The sequence below is a fragment of the Amycolatopsis sp. NPDC098790 genome (genome assembly GCF_044759945.1).
Lineage (GTDB): Bacteria > Actinomycetota > Actinomycetes > Mycobacteriales > Pseudonocardiaceae > Amycolatopsis.
This window is the reverse complement of sequence record NZ_JBIWAI010000004.1, coordinates 270919-286161: the sequence shown is the minus strand read 5'-3', so window position 1 is coordinate 286161 and position 15243 is coordinate 270919. Positions and strand designations below refer to the sequence as shown.

At 73.4% G+C, this 15243-nt stretch carries 17 protein-coding genes; 6 read left to right on the top strand and 11 right to left on the bottom strand.

The features are described 5' to 3' along the window. Position 1: 1 nt before the first annotated feature. Complete coding sequence (locus ACIQWX_RS30720; RefSeq protein ID WP_400878319.1) at positions 2 to 667, bottom strand: DUF4097 family beta strand repeat-containing protein; 666 nt, start codon at positions 665 to 667, stop codon at positions 2 to 4. A gap of 106 nt (positions 668 to 773) precedes the next feature. Beyond that, complete coding sequence (locus ACIQWX_RS30715; protein WP_400878316.1) at positions 774 to 1727, bottom strand: LysR family transcriptional regulator; 954 nt, start codon at positions 1725 to 1727, stop codon at positions 774 to 776. 141 nt (positions 1728 to 1868) lie between these two features. Here ACIQWX_RS30715 and ACIQWX_RS30710 point away from each other — a divergent pair, with 141 nt between their 5' ends. Together ACIQWX_RS30710 and ACIQWX_RS30705 are read left to right on the top strand one after the other, a co-directional pair. Next, a complete protein-coding gene (locus tag ACIQWX_RS30710) occupies positions 1869 to 2669 on the top strand; it encodes an alpha/beta hydrolase (RefSeq protein WP_400878313.1) in 801 nt (266 codons plus the stop codon). Between the two features lie 4 nt (positions 2670 to 2673). Continuing rightward, positions 2674 to 3468: an SDR family NAD(P)-dependent oxidoreductase gene (locus tag ACIQWX_RS30705; RefSeq protein ID WP_400878310.1), complete on the top strand. Its 795-nt coding sequence runs from the start codon at positions 2674 to 2676 to the stop codon at positions 3466 to 3468. Positions 3469 to 3473: 5 nt separating this feature from the next. Here the strand turns inward: ACIQWX_RS30705 and ACIQWX_RS30700 are convergent, their stop codons facing one another. Then, positions 3474 to 4214 carry a hypothetical protein gene (locus ACIQWX_RS30700; protein ID WP_400878307.1) on the bottom strand — a complete coding sequence of 247 codons (741 nt, stop codon included), beginning with the start codon at positions 4212 to 4214 and terminating at the stop codon, positions 3474 to 3476. A gap of 200 nt (positions 4215 to 4414) precedes the next feature. On the opposite strand from ACIQWX_RS30700, the gene ACIQWX_RS30695 reads away from it, so the two are divergent. After that, a complete protein-coding gene (locus ACIQWX_RS30695) occupies positions 4415 to 5206 on the top strand; it encodes an SDR family oxidoreductase (RefSeq protein WP_400879763.1) in 792 nt (263 codons plus the stop codon). A gap of 32 nt (positions 5207 to 5238) precedes the next feature. Here the strand turns inward: ACIQWX_RS30695 and ACIQWX_RS30690 are convergent, their stop codons facing one another. Next, positions 5239 to 5481 carry a hypothetical protein gene (locus tag ACIQWX_RS30690; protein WP_400878304.1) on the bottom strand — a complete coding sequence of 81 codons (243 nt, stop codon included), beginning with the start codon at positions 5479 to 5481 and terminating at the stop codon, positions 5239 to 5241. 12 nt (positions 5482 to 5493) lie between these two features. Next, positions 5494 to 5802 carry a hypothetical protein gene (locus tag ACIQWX_RS30685; RefSeq protein WP_400878302.1) on the bottom strand — a complete coding sequence of 103 codons (309 nt, stop codon included), beginning with the start codon at positions 5800 to 5802 and terminating at the stop codon, positions 5494 to 5496. A gap of 201 nt (positions 5803 to 6003) precedes the next feature. Here ACIQWX_RS30685 and ACIQWX_RS30680 point away from each other — a divergent pair, with 201 nt between their 5' ends. Continuing rightward, positions 6004 to 7110, top strand: coding sequence for an STAS domain-containing protein (locus ACIQWX_RS30680; protein WP_400878299.1), 1107 nt, complete (start codon positions 6004 to 6006; stop codon positions 7108 to 7110). 57 nt (positions 7111 to 7167) lie between these two features. Here the strand turns inward: ACIQWX_RS30680 and ACIQWX_RS30675 are convergent, their stop codons facing one another. The 3 genes from ACIQWX_RS30675 to ACIQWX_RS30665 form a co-directional block, all read right to left on the bottom strand. Next, on the bottom strand, positions 7168 to 7515 hold the full coding sequence (locus ACIQWX_RS30675) for a UBP-type zinc finger domain-containing protein (RefSeq protein ID WP_400878297.1): 348 nt from the start codon (positions 7513 to 7515) through the stop codon (positions 7168 to 7170). A gap of 34 nt (positions 7516 to 7549) precedes the next feature. Continuing rightward, positions 7550 to 8539 carry an aldo/keto reductase gene (locus ACIQWX_RS30670; protein ID WP_400878294.1) on the bottom strand — a complete coding sequence of 330 codons (990 nt, stop codon included), beginning with the start codon at positions 8537 to 8539 and terminating at the stop codon, positions 7550 to 7552. Between the two features lie 61 nt (positions 8540 to 8600). Next, the gene (locus ACIQWX_RS30665; protein ID WP_400878292.1) at positions 8601 to 9056 is read right to left on the bottom strand and encodes a VOC family protein; all 456 of its coding nucleotides are present in this window, start codon (positions 9054 to 9056) and stop codon (positions 8601 to 8603) included. 91 nt (positions 9057 to 9147) lie between these two features. Here ACIQWX_RS30665 and ACIQWX_RS30660 point away from each other — a divergent pair, with 91 nt between their 5' ends. Further along, complete coding sequence (locus ACIQWX_RS30660) at positions 9148 to 10131, top strand: helix-turn-helix transcriptional regulator (RefSeq protein ID WP_400878289.1); 984 nt, start codon at positions 9148 to 9150, stop codon at positions 10129 to 10131. A 16-nt stretch (positions 10132 to 10147) separates the two neighbouring features. Here ACIQWX_RS30660 and ACIQWX_RS30655 read toward each other — a convergent pair whose 3' ends face one another. From ACIQWX_RS30655 to ACIQWX_RS30645, 3 genes are all read right to left on the bottom strand, one after another. Continuing rightward, a complete protein-coding gene (locus ACIQWX_RS30655; protein WP_400879760.1) occupies positions 10148 to 11461 on the bottom strand; it encodes a glycoside hydrolase family 6 protein in 1314 nt (437 codons plus the stop codon). A 137-nt stretch (positions 11462 to 11598) separates the two neighbouring features. Continuing rightward, positions 11599 to 12201, bottom strand: coding sequence for a TetR/AcrR family transcriptional regulator (locus ACIQWX_RS30650; protein WP_400878286.1), 603 nt, complete (start codon positions 12199 to 12201; stop codon positions 11599 to 11601). 9 nt (positions 12202 to 12210) lie between these two features. Continuing rightward, positions 12211 to 13068 carry an oxidoreductase gene (locus tag ACIQWX_RS30645; RefSeq protein WP_400878283.1) on the bottom strand — a complete coding sequence of 286 codons (858 nt, stop codon included), beginning with the start codon at positions 13066 to 13068 and terminating at the stop codon, positions 12211 to 12213. Positions 13069 to 13329: 261 nt separating this feature from the next. Between ACIQWX_RS30645 and ACIQWX_RS30640 the strand changes: the two genes are divergently transcribed. Continuing rightward, positions 13330 to 15231: a hypothetical protein gene (locus ACIQWX_RS30640; protein ID WP_400878281.1), complete on the top strand. Its 1902-nt coding sequence runs from the start codon at positions 13330 to 13332 to the stop codon at positions 15229 to 15231. Positions 15232 to 15243: the final 12 nt, after the last annotated feature.

Genomic DNA, 15243 nt, shown 5'->3' with positions numbered 1-15243 from the left:
GTCACTTGCTCCGGGCCACGATGTCGCCGTACGACGTCGTCGCCTTGATCGCCAGCTCGGGCTTCCGGGTGTTCTTCAGGCCGTTGTCGATGCGGCCGTACGACGTGCCCGCGTCCAGGGACGCGGACACACCCGGTGCCGCGCCGACCGTGATCGCGCCCTTCTGGGTGTCCAGCACGACGTCGCCGCGGACCGCTTCGGCGATGCGGATGTCGCCGCGCGCCGTGGTGATGCGCGCCGGGCCGTCCAGGCGGCCGACCTCGACGTCGCCGTCGGTCGCGGTGAGCTGGACGCTCGCCACCTCGTCGAGCCGGATCAGGCGGTAGGCGCCCTCGAAGGCGACGTCGCCGAGGCGGCCGGTGCCGACGAGCTCCGACGCGGCGGTCGTGGCCCGCACGTCCGAACCGGCCGGCAGCCCGACGACGACCTCGATCGCGCCGGTGGCACCGAGGTACGCGTTCCTGCCCTGCGGGGCCCGCACCTCGAGGACGCCGTCGGCGTAGCTGACGGTGGTCTGCTCGGCGGCCTTCACGTCGCGGTTCCTGCCCGGGTCGGCGGGCCGGACCTCGACGGTCGTGTCGGCCCGGTCGCCGGCGGCGAGGTGGACGCGCCCGGCGGGCAGGTCCAGGACGGCGGTGATCGGGGCGGGGGTGGTGAAGTTCGGCATCGTGGTCTCCTGTGGTTCCGGGCCCCCGTCGGTGGGGACGAGAACCACGATGTCCGGGCGCGCTGACACCCGGCGGCCACCGGCCTGACACGCCGGCTGACACGCGTCAGGCGAGGTCTTCCGGCGGCGCCCACAGCGGCGCGGCGTCGGCCCGCTCGGGGTGCAGCCAGCGGTGCCGGCCCGCGGTTTCGCGGGCGATCCGCAGGTACTCGCGGACGGGCTCCGGCGGCTCGCCGTCCCGCCACGCCAGCGACCACGGGTACACCGGCTGCAGCTCCTGCGGCCGGTGGACCGGCACGCCGCGCGAGGCGTACCGGCGGGCGTAGCTGTCGAACTCCAGCAGGAACGCGCTGTCGGTCGCGCGCCCGAGGGCGGCGTGGCAGTGCTCGAACGTGCCGGGGTTGCCCAGCCAGCGCAGGGTCAGGCCGGTCTGCTGCTCCAGCGACGTCAGGTACCGGCCGTGCACGTTGTAGAGCGCGGTGCCGGGAGCGTCCGCGAACACTTCGAGGGGACGCTCGTGCAGCGACGCGACCGCGCGCCGCGGGTCGCCGGGCCTGCCGACCAGCCGGAACGGCTCCAGCCGCAGCCGCTCGTGCCGCCAGCCCGCCGGGAACTCGGCCGTCAGCGCGGCGGTGACGCGGATGACCGCGACGTCGAGGTGGTCGTCGAGCAGCGCGGCGAGCTGGCGGGCGCTGTCCATCTGGCTCTGCACCACCTGGACGCCGGGGTGGGCGGCGACGAACGCGTCGGCGACGACGCGGCTGGTGTCCAGCTCGAAGATGTGCGCGACCCGCACGCGGTTCGGCGCGGGCTCGCGCAGCATCTGCTCGGCGGTGGCCAGCAGCTGCCGCGCGTGGTGCAGGAACCGCTCGCCGCGCGGGGTCAGCGTGACGTGGCGGCTGTCGCGCACCAGCAGCGGCGCGCCGACGTCGGCTTCGAGCCGGCGGATCTGCTTGGACAGCGCCGGCTGGCTGATGAACAGCTTGGCGGCGGCCCGTCCGAAGTGGAGCTCGTCGGCGACCGCGACGAAGTACCGCACCAGCCTGAGGTCGAGGTCCATCCCGGCCTTCCCGCGCGACGAAACAGAAGCAGCGCACCAACGATGCCACCCCGGCTATCGATGCGCACGCACCAGGTCTTGGACGCCGGGGCCGCGGATCGGGTTGGCTGAGCGGAGAACCTGCACGAAGCGGAGGAAGCGATGGCGGACACCGGAACCCCGGTCGTGTTCATCCACGGTCTGTGGCTGCACGCCACGTCGTGGGACCCCTGGATCGAGCACTTCCGGGCCGCCGGGTACGCACCCGTCGCGCCCGGCTGGCCGAACGAACCCGCCACCGTCGAGGAAGCGCGAAACAACCCCGACGCCGTCGCGGACATCGGGATCGACGACGCCACGAACCACTACGCGTCGATCATCGCCGCCCTCGACCGGCCGCCGGTCGTCGTCGGGCACTCGTTCGGCGGCCTGATCACCGAAAAGCTGCTCGGCCAGGGCATCGGGCTCGCCGGCGTCGCGATCGACCCCGCGCAGATCAAGGGCGTCCTGCCGCTGCCGCTGGCCCAGCTGCGCGCCGGCCTGCCCGCGCTCGGCAACCCCGCGAACCTCCACCGGTCCGTTTCGCTGACCGAGAAGGAGTTCCGGTTCGGCTTCGGCAACGCGCTGAGCGACGAGGAGTCGGCCGAGCTGTTCCGGCGGTGGACGATCCCGTCGCCGGCCCGGCCGCTGTTCCAGGCCGCGGCGGCCAACTTCGTCCTGCACTCGCAGGCGAAGGTCGACACCCACCGCGCGGACCGCGGCCCGCTGCTGCTGGTCTCCGGCACCGCCGACCACACCGTCCCGGACGTCGTCACCCGCTCGACGCTCAAGCAGTACCGGGACTCCACCGCCGTCACCGAGCTGAAGCAGTTCGAGGGCCGCGGCCACTCGCTGACCGTCGACAGCGGCTGGCGCGACGTCGCCGACGCCGTGCTCGGCTGGCTGCGCGAGCACGGGGTCTAGGCCCGTGGACCTGGGTCTGGACGGCGCGGTCGCCGTCGTCACCGGGGCCAGCCGCGGGATCGGCCTCGCCGTCGCCGAAGCCCTCGTCGCCGAAGGCGCCCACGTCGTGGCCGGCGCCCGCGAGCCGGGGCCCGGCCTGGAGGCGCTCGTCCGCGCCGGGAAGGCGCACGCGCTGGCCGTCGACCTCGGCACGCCCGAGGGCCCCGGCCGGCTCGTGGAGCTGGCGCTCGCCGAGCTGGGGCGCGTCGACGTCCTGGTCAACAACGTCGGCGCCGTCACGCCGCGGCCGGACGGCTTCCTGCTGGTCACCGACGAGGAGTGGACGCGGTCGCTCACGCTCAACCTGCTGAGCGCGGTGCGGGCCACGCGCGCGGTGCTGCCGTCGATGGTGACGGCCGGGCGGGGGAGCGTCGTCACGATCGCGTCGATCAACGCCACCCTGCCCGATCCCGGCGTGATCGACTACAGCGCGGCGAAGGCGGCGCTCGTCAGCTTCACGAAGTCGGTGTCGAAGGAGTTCGGGCCACGCGGCGTCCGCGCCAACGCGATCAACCCGGGCCCGGTCGCCACGGACCTGTGGCTCGGCGTGGGCGGCGTCGCCGAGACGATCGCGGCGACCACCGGGGCGGACGCCGGGTCGGTCGCCGACGAGGCCGCCGCCCACGCCGTCACCGGCCGCTTCACCAAGCCGGCCGAGATCGCGAACCTGGCCGTGTTCCTCGCCAGCGACCGGGTGGCGGCGAACATCACCGGCACCACGGTCACCGTCGACGGCGGCTACACGACCGAACTGCACTGAGGTTGTCAGGCCCCGGGGCCGGAGTAGATCTCCGAGGCCTTCGGGGCGGTGACGGTCGTCGGCTTGTCCCAGTCGGAGAACTCGAGCGTGCCGCTCTTGGGCTCCTGCATGCGCAGCAGGTAGTGCGGTTCGGCGGCGGCGATGGTCGCGGTGCCGTCGGAGGAGGTGAACGTGAGGGCCGGGATGCCGTCGGTGGTGGTCTGGCCGCTCGCGGTGAAGCTGGTGGAGTCCAGCTGGCCGACGGTGTTGTCGGTGAACGTCTTGTAGTCGAGGAACTGCTTGAACGCCTCGCCGATCCCGGCGCCGATCTGCGACGTCGAGGGCACCCACTTGTCCTTGAGCTGCTTGCCGACCGACGCCGGGATGCCCGCCTTCTTGATCAGCGAGTCGCTGAACCGGAAGAAGTACTTGTCGCCGGTGCGCAGGACCGGGATCTCCAGGCCGTCCTGCACGACGGTGCCGCTCGCGCTGTCCGGGTTGAGCTGCAGGTCGAGGTTGAGGTTCCCGCCCTCGGAGACGACGCCGCGGACGTGCACGGCCTTGGCCTGCTTCGCGGCTTCGACGACGGCGGTGCCCGCCTTCGCGGCGTCGAGCGAGGCGGCCGCGGGGGTCGCGGACGTCGGCGCCGACGCCGAGCCGGCCGCGGCGGCGGGTTCGGCGGTGCCGGCAGTGCTCGAGCACCCCGTGCAGATCAGGGCGGCGGCCGCCCCGGCGGCGACGAGCGCCGACCAGTGGAAACGAGACATGGAGAAGGGTCCCCTCGTGAAGGTCCGGGTGGTCCGGACACGAACGAGTTATCGACCGATCGGGTGACGCGTTACGCCCTGTCGGACGCTTGTGTGAACTCGTTATCGACGGGTATTCGCCTCGGGTCCTGCCCCCGCCCGAGGAGTCCGCCGTGTCCCAGCCCGCCCAGCAGCAGAACCCGCCCGGCTCCACCGAGCAGATGACCCCGCGGCCCGACCACGGCGAACACACCTACCGCGGCTCCGGCAAGCTGACCGGCAAGGCGGCTCTGATCACCGGCGCGGACAGCGGGATCGGCCGCGCGGTGGCGATCGCGTACGCCCGCGAAGGCGCCGACGTCCTGATCTCGTACCTGAACGAGCACGAAGACGCGAAGGAGACGCAGCGCTGGGTGGAGGAGGCCGGGCGCAAGGCCGTCGTCGTCCCCGGTGACGTCGCCGACCCGGCGCACTGCCGCGCCCTGGTCGGCCGGGCGGTCGAGGAGTTCGGCCGGCTCGACGTCCTGGTGAACAACGCCGCCTTCCAGATGACGCACGAAACCCTGGAGGAGATCCCGGACGAGGAGTGGGACCACACGCTCGCGACCAACCTGAGCGCGTTCTTCCACCTCGCCAAGGCCGCCGTCCCGCACCTGAAGCCGGGGGCGTCGATCATCGGCAGCTCGTCGGTGAACTCGGACAACCCGACCCCGCAGCTGATGCCCTACGACGTCACGAAAGCGGGCGTCGCCAACATGTGCGCGGCGCTGGCGCAGCTGCTGGGCCCGAAGGGGATCCGCGTCAACAGCGTGGCGCCGGGCCCGATCTGGACGCCGCTGATCCCGTCGACGATGCCTGAAGAGGCGGTCGAGTCGTTCGGGCAGCAGGTGCCGCTGGGCCGCGCGGGCCAGCCGGCGGAACTGGCCCCGGTGTACGTGCTGCTGGCGTCCGACGACGGCAGCTACGTGTCCGGCGCGCGCGTCGCGGTCACCGGCGGCACGCCGATCCTCTGAGGGACCGGGCCGCCCGCGGCGGCTGACGGGGTTCAGCCGCCGCGCTGGACGATCGCGGTGGTGAGCGTCGCCGCGATCAGGTCCAGTTCCCGGTCGGTCGCTTCCTCGCCGTCCAGCCTGGCCCGCAGGTCCGCGCGGGTGATGACGTCGCTCGCGCCGGCGGTTTCCGCGTCGGCCGGCTCGATCCGCAGCCGCCCGCCGGTCAGCACCAGCACCGGGTCCGGCAGCGACGACGCCAGCAGGCCGCGCAGGTCGTCGATGGTCACCTTCGACATGGGTCCTCCCGTTCACAGGGGTTGCGGCACCGCGCCCAGGCGCCGCCGCAGTTCCGGGACGAACTCCGGGTCCGCGCGGGCCAGGCTCTCCAGGTCCGTCTCGGGCGGCACGTCGAGCCCGGCCCGCAGCACGGTGTCGATGACCACCCCCGCCGCCGCGAGCACCAGGTCCGCGTCGGCGACCGGGGGCAGGTCCTCGCGGGTGCCCAGCACCAAGTCGAACGTGCCCGCCGGGCCGCCGCGGCAGCAGTAGCGCACCCGGTACCGGGAACCGCCGACCGGACGCACCTGCCAGACCGTGCACGCCGTGCTGAGGGACATGCCTTCCCGTACCCGGGCCCGCCCCGGACAAACGGAACGCCACCCGCAGGTGTGTGGTTCCGGATACGCCGGCGGTCGCCGTTCGGGGGCCGCCGGCGTCCCGGTCGCGCCCGGCCGACGGATCTGCCAAAGTAAACTCCCGGCTTCCGCGTCCAGCAGAGTGGCGTGCCAGATTCCCTGGCCTAGCTTTGGGGTACGCGAATGTCCGAACAGCACCACTCCACCACCGGCACGCTGCGCCGCGCCGGCTCCGGCGGCGTCCGCACGCTGGCCTGGCATGGTGAGCTCGACATGACCGCCGTGCCCCACATCGAGCGCGTCGTCGGCGCTCTCGACGAGGACGTCGTCGTCGACCTCGCCGGGGCGACGCTCGTCTCCGCCGTCGTCGTCCGGACGCTGGTGCGCCTGCACGACCTCGCGCTGCGGCGGCGGCACCGGCTCGTCGTCGTCACCCGCGACCGGTTCGTCGCCTGGAGCCTGCGGCAGGCGGACCGCCGCATGACCGTCGCGCCCACGCGCGCCGAAGCGCTCGCCCGGCTTAACGCCACCGCGTCGAACGACGCGGTCGAGGCGCGCCGGGCACGCAACCGCGCGCGGATCGCCGGCGCGCTCGACGTGCTGTGCGAGCGCTACGGGCTGGCGACGGCCGACGAGGCGTTCGAACTGGTGCGGGAGGCGTCACAGAGCCACAACGTCACCATCCGCACGCTCGCCGCGGCCGTGCACGCCGTGCCCGCGCCCGCCGGGCCGGTGTGGTTCCCCGGCCGCACCCGCCGCGCCGCACCGGCCACCGCCCTGCAGCCGGCGGGCCGCACCCCGCCCGCGCTCCTGACCGCCGCGCTCACCGTTTCCGTGCGCGTGACCGGCGCGCCGCACGCGGCGGTGCACAGCGTCGAACCGCTCGCCGGCGGCCTCGCGCTGGAGCACCACCACGGCCTCGGCCGGCAGTACGTGGACCTGTTCACCCACCTGGACAGCGGCGCGGCGTGCACCCAGGCGCAGCACCGCCGCGAGCGGGTCGTCGTCCCCGACGTCGCGTCGAGCCCGGTGTACACGGCCGAGCACCGCGACGCCGTCCTGCAGACGGGCGCGCGAGCGGCGCAGAGCACCCCGATCCTCACCCCGGACGGCGCGTGCGCGGGCGTGCTGACCACGCACCACGACCACGCGGCCGACCTGCCGGGAACGCCGGAACTGGAGCTGGTGGACCGGGTCTGCGCGGACGCGGGCCGCTGGTTGGATTGGCACGGCCGCACGATCGTCCTCGACGCTCTAGAGCACCTGCACGCCCGCGCGATGTCCCGCTGACGCGCGCACTCTACTTTTGGCTAATCCGCGGCCGAGGCAGCGCCGCCGGCTCCTGGCTCAGTGGACGTGCGTCTGCCAGTCCTCCGGCACGCGGCCTTCGGGGCCCGGCACCGGCTGGGTGACCGGGCGGTGCTCCGGCGGGGCCAGCGCGGGGCCGTCGTACGCCTCGCCCGTTTCGAAGCTGTAGAACCAGTCCTCGCCCGGTTCGAAGCTGCGGATCAGCGGGTGCCCGGTCGCCTTGTAGTGCGCCGTCGCGTGCTGGGCGGGCGAGCTGTCGCAGCAGCCGATGTGGCCGCACTGGGCGCAGCGCCGCAGGTGGACCCACCAGCCTTCGGCGGCGAGGCATTCCGCGCAGCCGGTTCCGCTCGGTGCGGCGGTGACGTCGATACCCTCGATTTCGGCCATGCCGACAGTCTGCCAACTGCCGGGGCCGGGCGCATCAGCCCGTGGCCCGGCGCAGGTGCGGCGGCTCGTAGGCGACGTCGATCGGGCCGAGGTCGGTGCCCGGCGGGACGATCTCGCCGATCCGGTCGAGCAACTCGTCGTCGAGGGCCACCCCGGCACCGGCGACCAGGTCGTCCAGCTGCTCCTCCGTGCGGGGGCCGATGATCGCCGACGCGACCGCCGGGTGCGCGGTGACGAACGCCAAGGCGAGGTGCCGCAGGGGAATCCCGGCCTGGTCGGCGAGCGGGACGAGCGCTTCGACGGCGTCGAGCTTGCGTTGGTCGGTCAGGTGCCGCGGCACCCAGTGCAGGCGGCCGGCCGACGGACTGTGGTGCCGGCCGGACAGCAGCCCCATCGACAGCGGGCTCCAGACGAGCACCCCGAGGCCGTGGCGTTGGCAGACCGGCAGGATCTCGCGTTCGACGCCGCGGTCGAGCATCGAGTAGTGCAGCTGCTCGGTGCGGAACCGCGCCAGGCCACGCCGTTGCGCCACCCACTGCGCCTCGACGATGTCGGAGGCCGGGAGGTTGGAGTGCCCGATCGCCCGCACCTTGCCCGCGCGCAGCAGGTCGGTCAACGCGCTCAGCGGCTCCTCGATGTCGGTGCCGGGCTCGGGGTGGTGCAGCTGGTAGAGGTCGATGTGGTCGACGCCGAGCCGGCGCAGCGACCCTTCGACGGCGGAGACGATCCACCGCCGCGAGTTGCCGCGCCGGTTCGGGCCGGGGCCCATCGGGCCGTTGCCCTTCGTCGCGAGGACGACGTCGTCGCGGCGGCCGCGCAGGGCTTTCCCGACGATGCGCTCGCTCTCGCCGTCGCCGCCGTAGACGTCGGCCGTGTCGATCATGGTGATGCCGTGGTCGAGGGCGCGGTGGACGATCCGGACGCACGCCTCGGGGTCCGGGTTGCCGTACGGCCCGAACATCATCGTGCCGAGGGAAAAAGCGCTGACCTGGATGCCGGTCCGGCCCAGGGGACGGGTCTGCACAGCGGTTCTCCGATGGTCGGGCGCGGTGGGGCGCGTGAGGCGACCCCACCGCGCGAACGTTTCAGCCCTGGGCGACGTCGACGATCCACGTGACGCCGAAGCGGTCGGCCAGCATGCCGAACGCGGGCGCCCACGGGGCCGGGCCGAACTCCTCGATGACCGTCGCCCCCTCGGCGAGGCCCTTCCACAGCGGCGCGACCTCGTCCACAGAGGACCCGCGGACCGAAAGGAAGAACGGCTCCTTCGTGATCGTGGTGCCGTTCTCGCGGCGGGTGGTGGGTGCGGCCGGGGTGGCCGGCCCGTCGGTGCCGGGGACGTCGTACGCCAGCACCCGGAAGCCGTTGTCCGCGGTGACCTGGCCGAAGACGACCTTGCCCGCGTCGGGCAGCTCGGCGGGCATCCCGAAGTCGGCGTAGGTGACGATCGTGGCCTGGCCGCCGAAGACCGACGCGTAGAACTCGAGGGCCGCGCGGGCCTGGCCGGTGAAGTTGAGGTGGGTGGAAGCGGTGAGCGACATGGTGGTCCTTTGCGAGTGGTGATCCGACGAGAGCCACACTGTCAGCAGTAGCGGTCAGGGAACGTCCGCTTCTCGTGGCATCATCGAAGTCGTGCCGACCGCCTCCTCGACGGCGACCTCGGGTCGTCTGCTCTCGCTGCTGTCCCTGCTGCAGGTCCGCCGGGACTGGCCGGGCGCGCTGCTCGCCGACCGGCTGAGCGTCAGCGAGCGGACCGTGCGCCGCGACGTCGACCGGCTGCGCGAACTCGGCTACCCCGTCCAGGCGGTCAAGGGGCCGGAAGGCGGTTACCGGCTCGAGGCCGGCAGCCAGATGCCGCCGCTGCTGTTCGACGAAGAGCAGGCGGTTGCGCTCGCGGTGGCCCTGCGGATCGCCGTCGGGACCGGCGCGGGCATCGAAGAAGCCGCCGCCCGCGCCCTCGCCACGGTGCGCCAGGTGATGCCGTCACGCCTGCGGCAGCGCGTCGACCTGCTCGAGATCACCGCGGCCGCGCGCGGCACCCAAGTCGGCACCGACGTGCTGCTCGCGCTCAGCTCGGCGATCCGCGCCACCGAGGAAGTGCGGTTCGACTACGGAGATCCGCCTCGCCGGCGCCAGGTCCAGCCGCACCACCTCGTCGTCCGCGGCGGCCGCTGGTACCTGGTCGGCTGGGACGCCGCCCGCGAGGACTGGCGGACGTACCGCGTCGACCGGCTGGAGCTGCGCGTGCCGAACGGCCCGCGGTTCACGCCGCGCGAGGTACCCGGCGGCGACGTCGCGACGTTCCTCGCCGCCCGGTTCAAGGGCTCCGCCACCACCGACGCGTGGCCGTGCCAGGGCGAAGTGATCCTCGGCCTGCCACTCGCCGAGGTGGCGCCGTTCGCCGGCGACGGCGTCGCCGAGGAGATAGCGCCGGGAAAGACGTTGCTGCGCACGGGTTCCTGGTCGTGGCCGGCACTGGCGGCCGGCCTGCTGCGGTTCGACGCCGAGGTCGAGGTGGTGGGTCCGCCGGAGCTGCGGACGGCCTTCGCGGATCTGGCCGCCCGTGCGACCCGCGCGAGTGGCGGTGCGCCCGGGTTGCCGGGCACACCGCCGTGACCTCGCGGGAACGGTGTCAGCCGCAGGCGGTTCCGTTGAGCGTCGCGGACTGGAACGGTGGCGTGCCGCCGGTATAGGTCGCGTTGTAGCCGATCGTCGCGGACGCGTTCGTGGCGAGGCTGCCGTTCCAGGACGCGTTGTCCACCTTGACGACGTCGCCGGTGTCGGTCCAGCTGCCGTTCCAGCCCTGGCCGACGGTCACCCCTGGCGCGGCGAACGTGAGCGTCCAGCTGCTGACCGGCGCGCCGCGGTTTTCGACGACGATCTCGCCGGTGTACCCGGTCGACCACGTGCTGACCACGCGGTGCGTCACCTTGCAGCCCCCGGTCGGCTGCGGGGTGCTGCTGGTGGGGGTCGTGGGGGTGGTCGTCGGCGTGGTGGTCGGGACCGGCCCGGCGGCGACGGCCAGGTCGTAGGCCCGCTGCGGCACGAACTGGCCGGCGCCGGCGAGGCAGCCGTCCGCCTCACCCGGCGGCTTCACCCACAGGAAGGCGGCGATCGCACTGTCGCCGGTCTGGTCGGTGCTGGGGGTGCCGATCGCGCGTCCGGCGGGGTCGCACCACTCGCTGCCCTGCGGGCCGTTGCCGTTGCGGCTGGTGTCGATCACGGCCTTCAGCCGCGAGTCGCCGAGCTGGCCGAGGACCGCCTTGTCGAACGCGGCTTCGTCGGCGGTGGCGCGGTAGTTGGAGACGTTGGTGGCGATGCCGTCGGCGCTGTTCGAGACGTCGGCGGCCCGCAGCCGCGCGGCCGCGTCGGCGGGCGAAAGCCAGGCGGAGTGCCCGATGTCGAAGTACACCTTCGCCTGGGAGGACGCGGCTTTGAGCCGCTTGCCCGCGTAGGCGATCGACGCGGTCGTCTGGCTCTGCTGGTCGCCGCTCTGGCAGTTCGTCATGAGCGCCAGCACGTCGGGTTCGAGCACGATCGCCGCGGGTCGCCCGGCCAAACCTGCGGCAACCTGGTCGATCCAGGCCCGGTAGGCGTCGTGCGACGGCGCCCCGCCGCCGCTGGCCCCGCCGCAGTCGCGGTTGGGGATGTCGTAGACGACCAGGATGGGGATCTTCCCGGCGGCGGCCGCGGCCCCGGTGTAGGCGTCCACCTCACCGCGCACGGTGGACGTGTTGGTCGTGGTGAACCACCGGGCCTGGGGTACGGCGGCGATCCGGTCCCGGATGACGGCGGTGCGCGAGTCACCGGGGTTGGCGGCGACCCACTTGGCGGCGTTGGTCCCGGGATCGACGTAGAAGACCGACCCGGCGGCTTCGGCACCGGCCCAGGTGGTCAGCGCGACGACGCTGCTCACCGCCAGGGCGCCGACCGCACCGGCGGCCACGGTTCTGCTTCGCATGCACGTTCTCCTTCGAACGACCGTGAAGTGTTCCGTCCTCGCCGCGCCCGAGACGACTGGGAGCGCTCCCAGTGAGTCGGAATGGTAGCCGCGGAACCGGGATCGGGGAAGAGGCGGCCCGCTCAGCCGGCGGTGATGGCGCGGCGCCAGACCTCGGCGCAGGTCTCGGCCGCGGCGTCCAGCTCGCCCGGTTCCCCGGCCCGCGACGCGTGGTAGAAGACGCGTTCGGTCATCCAGCACAACGCGCGCGCCAGTGCGGCCGGCTGGTCACCGCCGGGCACGCCCGCTCGCCGCAGCACCGCCGTCATCGCCTCGGCGTAGCGGTCGACCGTGCCGTTCCACAGCCGGGCGATCTCCGGCACCGTCGGGGACAGCTCGACGGCCGCGCGCATCACGGGGCCGTGTTCGCGCCACATCTTCGCGGTCAGCAGCACCGCCGCCCGCGCCGTCTCGGCGGGCGCCGAAGCGGTTTCCGCGGAGGCGGTGCGGGCGTCCTCGCCGAGGACGGCGACCGTGCGGGCGACGAGCGCGGTGAGCACGTCCTGTTTGGACCCGAAGTAGAAGTACAGCGACGCGCGGGAAATCCCCGCGCCCTTCGCGATGGTCTCCACGGTCATCGGCTCGACGTGCTCGCGTTCGAGCAGGGTTTCGGCGGTGTCGAGGATCGCCTGTTCCCGCAGGTCGCCCTTGCGCGGTGCGTCGCGCCGCTTGCGCGTCGTGGCCATGGCGGGATCCTAGTTCGCGGCGATCCGGTGCCCGTCGGGGAAGTCCGTGGACCGCGAGAGATCCGCCCACTTCTCGATGTCCGCGTCGACGGCGGAACGGCCGGCCGCGACCAGTTGCAGGGCATCGGAGCCGAGCACCAGGTGCGTGGGCGGCTCGGCGGCGTCGACGACCGCGAGGAGGGCTTCGGCGGCCTTGGCGGGGTTGCCGAGCTGGTTGCCGCTGGCGGCCTGCCGGGCGTCGCGGATCGGGGCGAACAGCTCGTCGTAGTCGGCGACGGACCGTTCGGTGCGCACCATCGAGCGGCCGGCCCAGTCGGTGCGGAAGGAGCCGGGCTCGACGAGGGTGACGTGGACGCCGAAGCCGGCGACCTCCTTGCCGACGGTTTCGAGCATCCCTTCGACGGCGTACTTGCTGCCGCAGTAGAACGCGAGCCCGGGCACGGTCATCAGCCCGCCCATCGAGCTGACGGCGAAGACGTGCCCGGACCGCCGCTTCCGCATGTGCGGCAGCACGGCTTGCACGGTCGCGGCGACGCCGAAGACGTTCGTGGCGAACTGCGCGCGCAGTTCGGCGAGCGGCGACTCTTCGAAGACGCCTTCGTGGCCGTAGCCCGCGTTGGCGACGAGCACGTCGATCGGCCCGATCCCGGCTTCGACCTCCCGGACGAGCGCGAACACGGCGTCGTCGTCGGTGACGTCGAGCCGCCGGGCGTGCGCGCGCCCCGGTGCGAGGGCTTCGAAGGTGCCGAGGTCGCCCTCCCGGCGCACGGTGCCGACGACGGTGTGCCCGGCGTCGAGCGCGCCCTGGGCGAAGGCCCGGCCGAGGCCGCTGCTGACGCCGGTGATGAGAAAGGTCTTGGGGGACATCGGGTGCTCCTGTCCTGGGACGTCGTCGCCACCGACTCTACGCGGTGTCGACTAAAATCGACACTGTGTCGATAATCTCGGGAGGTGCGTCCGTCCGGCAGCACCGGTTACTCCGCGTGCCGCGCGCTGCGACATTCGGGTCATTGCCGAGGCGTTCGGCTGACCTTCGCCCTTTTCCGCCACCCCGCCGGATCCGAAACGATAAAGTGCCGATCTTCGCTGGGGAGTGGCGAAGCGCGGCTGGGGTGTCGAGGGGGACGCATGTTCGTGGGCCGGACGTCGGTTCTGGAGCTGATCGGCGGCCTGGTCGAACCGCGTGCCGAAGCGGATTCCGCCGGTCCGCGGCCGGTCGTGGTCCTGACGGGCTGCGGGGGATCCGGCCGGACCGCGATCCTCGAGGAGACGTTGCGGACCTGGCGGGGCCGCACGGCTTCCGTGCTGGTCCAGCCCCTCGTGCTGGACGGCGACCGGACGTCGGTGCGGCCGTTGCTGACGTCGGTCATGCTCGGGCTGGGTGTCGGCGTTCCGGGCTATTCGGTGTCGTTCCCGCGCTCGGTGGTCGCGCAGCTCGCCCTCAGCGCGGATTTCGCCGGGCTGCCCGCGGGCGACCAGCGGGTCCGGTTGCGGGAACGGCTCAACGACTACAAGCGGAAACCGGCGCTCGACCGTTTCCTGAAGGCGCTGGCGCACGATTCCTTCGCGCTGGTGCACGTCCAGGTGCCCGGCCTGTCCGACCTGGTCCCGAGGCTGGCGGCCGAAGCCGCCGAGAGCGCGCTGAACCGCCTGTACCGCGGGCGCGGCCTGACGCGGTTCTCCTGGGGCGACGCCGTGGACTGGTTCGGGCACCAGGACCAGGACTTCGCCAAGGACGCCGAGGCGACGCTGATCCAGCTCGGCGCCCGGGCGCAGAGCGCGGACCCGGTGGTCCGGCGGGGCGTCGACGACGTCCTGGTCGCCGCGTTCCTCGCGGATCTCCGGCGCAGCCACGCCCGCGTCCGCGGACGGCCGCCGCAGATGCTCCTGCTGCTGGACGACGGGGACGTCCCGTCGGCGGTGACGTTCGTCCGCTCGCTGCTGCGCGTGCGCCAGGCGATCGCCGACAGCCGGCCGACCCCGGAGAACCGGCTGCCCGATCCGCTGACCGTGGTCACCAGCAGCGCGGGACCGGCCGCGGCCGGCGCCACCGCGTGGCCGGGGACCGGGCCGGTCGCCGGGCCGCGGGTGCGCGTCGAGGTGGCCGACCTCACGCCCGCGGAGGCGCTCCAGCTGGCCAAGAGCCACGACTGGGCGACCTCGGAGCGCACCGGCACCGTGGCCGGGCGCCTCACCCACGGCCACGCTTTCGCGACGGAGTTCGTGCTGCGCCTGCTGGGGGAGAACCCGGCGCTGGCGGACGACCTGAACGCGCTCCTGGACGGCCGCGAACCCGACGAGGACGTCCGCGTCGACCGGCACCTGCTGCGGGTCTTCGTCCGCGGCCTCGACCCGCAGCGGCCGCCGGACGAGACGTCGGTGGAGGCGCTGATCACGCTCGCGGCCGCCCGGACGTGGAAGGAGGCTGCGGCGCTCGTTCCGCTGCTGCCACCGCCCTTCGCCCTCGACTCGCCGCTCTACACCTCGCCGACGCTGTGGGCCGCTCCCGGCGGCGGCGAACGCCGGCTCCACCCGCTGGCGCGCTACCTCGGCCTGCGGGCGTTGGCGGTGCGCCCGGACCCGCAGACCGGCTGGGAAGCCGTCTTCCGGATCCTGCGGGGGAAGATCCACCCCGACGACCGGGCCGGGCGGTGGCACCACGAGCGGATGCTCGGCGGCCGCGCGAAGGTCGCCGACGAGCTGGCCGCCCTGCTGCCCGAACTGCCGGCCGCGGAGTGGCTCGAACTGTTCGACGCCGTCGTGGTCACCCCCGACCCGCGGGTGACGGACCCGGCCGAGGTGAAGGGCCTCGGCCGGCCGCCGACCCCGGCCGGGCACACCGACGCGCTGCTCGGCATCGTGCCCGCGCTGGAGCGCGACCCGTGCGTGACGCGGGCGGAGGACATCGCCGCCCTGCGGAAGCTGGCCCGGCACGGCTTCGTCCGGCTCGCCGAAACCAAAGGGGTGGCGGACAAGGAGCCGTTCCTCGACCGGGCCGGCCGCTACTCGGCCGACGGCAGCTGGTACTGACCACCGTCCCGA

What these genes read in the sequence shown, in the direction of transcription:
- ACIQWX_RS30665 (WP_400878292.1), bottom strand. Translation starts at nt 9,056, where the DNA reads ATGTCGCTCACCGCTTCCACCCACCTCAACTTCACCGGCCAGGCCCGC.
- ACIQWX_RS30645 (WP_400878283.1), bottom strand. Translation starts at nt 13,068, where the DNA reads ATGTCCCCCAAGACCTTTCTCATCACCGGCGTCAGCAGCGGCCTCGGC.
- ACIQWX_RS30720 (WP_400878319.1), bottom strand. Translation starts at nt 667, where the DNA reads ATGCCGAACTTCACCACCCCCGCCCCGATCACCGCCGTCCTGGACCTG.
- ACIQWX_RS30715 (WP_400878316.1), bottom strand. Translation starts at nt 1,727, where the DNA reads ATGGACCTCGACCTCAGGCTGGTGCGGTACTTCGTCGCGGTCGCCGAC.
- ACIQWX_RS30700 (WP_400878307.1), bottom strand. Translation starts at nt 4,214, where the DNA reads ATGTCTCGTTTCCACTGGTCGGCGCTCGTCGCCGCCGGGGCGGCCGCC.
- ACIQWX_RS30710 (WP_400878313.1), top strand. Translation starts at nt 1,869, where the DNA reads ATGGCGGACACCGGAACCCCGGTCGTGTTCATCCACGGTCTGTGGCTG.
- ACIQWX_RS30695 (WP_400879763.1), top strand. Translation starts at nt 4,415, where the DNA reads ATGACCCCGCGGCCCGACCACGGCGAACACACCTACCGCGGCTCCGGC.
- ACIQWX_RS30650 (WP_400878286.1), bottom strand. Translation starts at nt 12,201, where the DNA reads ATGGCCACGACGCGCAAGCGGCGCGACGCACCGCGCAAGGGCGACCTG.
- ACIQWX_RS30640 (WP_400878281.1), top strand. Translation starts at nt 13,330, where the DNA reads ATGTTCGTGGGCCGGACGTCGGTTCTGGAGCTGATCGGCGGCCTGGTC.
- ACIQWX_RS30690 (WP_400878304.1), bottom strand. Translation starts at nt 5,481, where the DNA reads ATGTCGAAGGTGACCATCGACGACCTGCGCGGCCTGCTGGCGTCGTCG.
- ACIQWX_RS30685 (WP_400878302.1), bottom strand. Translation starts at nt 5,802, where the DNA reads ATGTCCCTCAGCACGGCGTGCACGGTCTGGCAGGTGCGTCCGGTCGGC.
- ACIQWX_RS30675 (WP_400878297.1), bottom strand. Translation starts at nt 7,515, where the DNA reads ATGGCCGAAATCGAGGGTATCGACGTCACCGCCGCACCGAGCGGAACC.
- ACIQWX_RS30680 (WP_400878299.1), top strand. Translation starts at nt 6,004, where the DNA reads ATGTCCGAACAGCACCACTCCACCACCGGCACGCTGCGCCGCGCCGGC.